Source organism: Ruegeria sp. A3M17 (genome assembly GCF_003318255.1).
In the GTDB taxonomy this organism is placed as follows: Bacteria; Pseudomonadota; Alphaproteobacteria; order Rhodobacterales; family Rhodobacteraceae; genus Ruegeria.
Genome location: NZ_QOCF01000030.1, coordinates 2,501 through 6,205, shown reverse-complemented (window position 1 = coordinate 6,205; position 3,705 = coordinate 2,501). Strand labels below are relative to the sequence as shown.

Below are 3,705 nucleotides of genomic sequence, written 5' to 3'. Positions count from 1 at the left end.
TGGTTGCGGGAGTAGGATTTGAACCTACGACCTTCAGGTTATGAGCCTGACGAGCTACCGGGCTGCTCCATCCCGCGACACTTTTGTTGACCTATCGCTTACGCTACTTGAGGTCATTTGTTGACCTATCGCTTACGCTACTTGAGGTCATTTGTTGGCCTGTTGCTTACGCTATTTGAGGCCTTGGTCGAATAAGTTTGTTATCGTTTTGAGAGATTTGGGGATTTTTCTAGGTTTGGCGGTGACCTACTCTCCCGGGGCTTAAGCCCAAGTACCATTGGCGCGGCAGTGCTTAACTTCCGGGTTCGGGATGGAACCGGGTGTTTCACTTGCGCTATGACCACCAAACCGAGGAAAATCCCCACGTCGACTTTTGCGGAGCAAAAGCGACGGGCGGCAGGCAGCGTCTTTATCGCAGATAAAGGCGCGTTGCCGCACGGTTGTTATGTCACCCCTTTACGGGGTTTCACATCAATCAACACCGCTGCTTGGTGCAGCGAAGTTATCCATGTTTAATGTTGGTGTATGTTTTTGGCTTATTTGTTCGCCTACCGCTTCGCTACTTGAGGCGGTTGGCAGTCTTTCCATTACTGGATCAAATCAAGCCTATCGGGCGATTAGTACCGGTCAACTGAACGCATTACTGCGCTTACATCTCCGGCCTATTGACGTGGTGGTCTTCCACGGCCCTCAGGGAGACCTTGTTTTGAGGGGGGCTTCCCGCTTAGATGCCTTCAGCGGTTATCCTGTCCGATCATAGCTACCCAGCACTGCCGTTGGCACGACAACTGGTCCACCAGTGGATCGTTCACCCCGGTCCTCTCGTACTAGGGGCAACTCCTCTCAAGTCTCCTACACCCACGGCAGATAGGGACCGAACTGTCTCACGACGTTCTAAACCCAGCTCACGTACCTCTTTAAACGGCGAACAGCCGTACCCTTGGGACCTGCTCCAGCCCCAGGATGAGATGAGCCGACATCGAGGTGCCAAACACTGCCGTCGATATGGACTCTTGGGCAGTATCAGCCTGTTATCCCCGGCGTACCTTTTATCCGTTGAGCGATGGCCCTTCCACTCGGGACCACCGGATCACTATGGCCGTCTTTCGACTCTGCTCGACTTGTCAGTCTCGCAGTCAGGCTGGCTTCTGCCATTGCACTCAACGAGCGATTTCCGACCGCTCTGAGCCAACCTTCGCGCGCCTCCGTTACGCTTTAGGAGGCGACCGCCCCAGTCAAACTACCCGCCACGCAGGGTCCCGGATCCGGATAACGGACCGCGGTTAGACATCAAGAGTGCGAAGGGTGGTATCTCAAGGGAGGCTCCACAAAGACTTGCGTCTCTGCTTCAAAGCCCACCACCTATCCTGCACATCACAATCCTGATGCCAGTGCGAAGCTGTAGTAAAGGTGCACGGGGTCTTTCCGTCTAACCGCGGGAAGCCTGCATCTTGACAGGCAATTCAATTTCGCTGAGTCGATGTTGGAGACAGCGGGGAAGTCGTTACGCCATTCGTGCAGGTCGGAACTTACCCGACAAGGAATTTCGCTACCTTAGGACCGTTATAGTTACGGCCGCCGTTTACCTGGGCTTCAATTCAAGGCTCTCACCTCTCCTTTTAACCTTCAGGCACCGGGCAGGCGTCAGACCCTATACGTCGTCTTGCGACTTCGCAGAGCCCTGTGTTTTTAATAAACAGTCGCCACCCCCTGGTTTGTGCCCCCAGCCCCTAGTTGCCTAGGAACCGGGCCTCCTTCTCGCGAACTTACGGAGGTATTTTGCCGAGTTCCTTCAACATCGTTCTCTCAAGCGCCTTGGTATTCTCTACCAGTCCACCTGTGTCGGTTTAGGGTACGGTCTTATAGGAGGGCTATTTCCAGGAACCTCTCAGCAGCCCATTCAATCCAATAAGGATGAACTACCTCTGAGATCCGTCACCACTCCACGGCCTAGGAATATTAACCTAGTTCCCATCGCCTACGCCTTTCGGCCTCGGCTTAGGGGCCGGCTTACCCTGCTCAGATTAGCTTTAAGCAGGAACCCTTGGACTTTCGGCGAGAGTGTCTCTCACACTCTTTGTCGCTACTCATGTCATCATTCTCACTAGTGATCTCTCCACCGGATCGCTCACGCGCCGGCTTCATCGAAAAGACTTGATCCTGCGCTACCGCCTATTCGGCTACTTGAGCGCTTACGCGCACCAAATGACCGGCGGCAATATAGGATAAGTCTTATGTCACACTACGCTCTGCTACCATGCCTTACGGCATCCTAAGCTTCGGCTCATGGCTTGAGCCCCGTTACATCTTCGCCGCAGGACAACTTATTTAGACCAGTGAGCTGTTACGCTATCTTTAAAGGATGGCTGCTTCTAAGCCAACCTCCTGGTTGTTTTGGTCGTCCCACCTGCTTTCCCACTTAGCCATGAATTGGGGGCCTTAGCTGTAGGTCAGGGTTGTTTCCCTCTCCACTACGGACGTTAGCATCCGCAGTGTGTCTGCCATCTAGTACTCCCGGGTATTCGGAGTTTGGTTAGGATCAGTAAGCCTGTGGGGCCCCATTACCCATCCAGTGCTCTACCCCCCGGGGTATTCGGATGACGCTCTACCTAAATAGATTTCGCAGAGAACCAGCTATCTCCGAGTTTGATTGGCCTTTCACCCCTAGGCACAGCTCATCCCGATCCTTTTCAACGGATGTGGGTTCGGTCCTCCAGTAAGTGTTACCTTACCTTCAACCTGGCCATGCCTAGATCACTCGGTTTCGGGTCTGATCCCACGAACTCATTCGCCCTATTAAGACTCGCTTTCGCTACGCCTACACCTAACGGCTTAAGCTTGCTCGTGAGACCAAGTCGATGACCCATTATACAAAAGGTACGCCGTCACCCCGCAAGGAGGCTCCGACTGATTGTAGGCGTTCGGTTTCAGGTACTGTTTCACTCCCCTCGTCGGGGTGCTTTTCACCTTTCCCTCACGGTACTGGTTCACTATCGGTCAGCAAGGAGTACTTAGCCTTCGAAGGTGGTCCTCCGATCTTCAGACAGAATTTCACGTGTTCCGCCCTACTTAATACGTCCATCAGAGCTTAGAATACGGGGCTGTCACCCGCTATGGCCATGCTTCCCAACATGTTCTTCTCACTCATCTGGCTCGGCTGGTCCCCGTTCGCTCGCCGCTACTAGGGGAGTATCAATTGATTTCCTTTCCTCCGGGTACTTAGATGTTTCAGTTCCCCGGGTTTGCCTTTATAACCCTATGTATTCAGGTCATAAATACCTGGTTATGCCCATTATTGATTAGCAGTGCTAACAATAACAAACATTCAGGTGGGTTGCCCCATTCAGAAATCCATGGATCAAAGCTTATTCTCAGCTCCCCATGGCTTATCGCAGAGTATCACGTCTTTCATCGCCTCTTGCTGCCAAGGCATTCACCAAACGCCCTTCTCGCGCTTGATTTGATCCAGAAAAAGAAAGACTTGATATTGGCACTACCGCCTATTCGGCTACTTGAGTGCGTTTGACCGCACACAACCAAAGCTGCGCTAGTAATCAAATCAATCGAGACCGCCCAGCTGGTAACTAAAGGCAGTCATTCTTCTGAACCAAAAACATACATTTCCCGCCCCCGCCACTTGGACGAGGACAATTGAGCAACCCCATATGGTCTCTCAGCCGTGCAGCTGATCAACGCAGGTCGCTC

At 52.8% G+C, this 3,705-nt stretch carries 1 tRNA gene and 2 rRNA genes; all 3 read right to left on the bottom strand.

Annotated features, from left to right (window positions below):
- The 3 genes from DS906_RS16885 to DS906_RS16875 all read right to left on the bottom strand — a co-directional run bounded on the left by DS906_RS16885 (position 1) and on the right by DS906_RS16875 (position 3,461).
- Positions 1 to 77 (bottom strand) — tRNA-Met (locus tag DS906_RS16885).
- Positions 78 to 233: 156 nt separating this feature from the next.
- Positions 234 to 348: ribosomal RNA gene (rrf, locus tag DS906_RS16880) — 5S ribosomal RNA — on the bottom strand.
- 248 nt (positions 349 to 596) lie between these two features.
- Positions 597 to 3,461: ribosomal RNA gene (locus tag DS906_RS16875) — 23S ribosomal RNA — on the bottom strand.
- Positions 3,462 to 3,705: the final 244 nt, after the last annotated feature.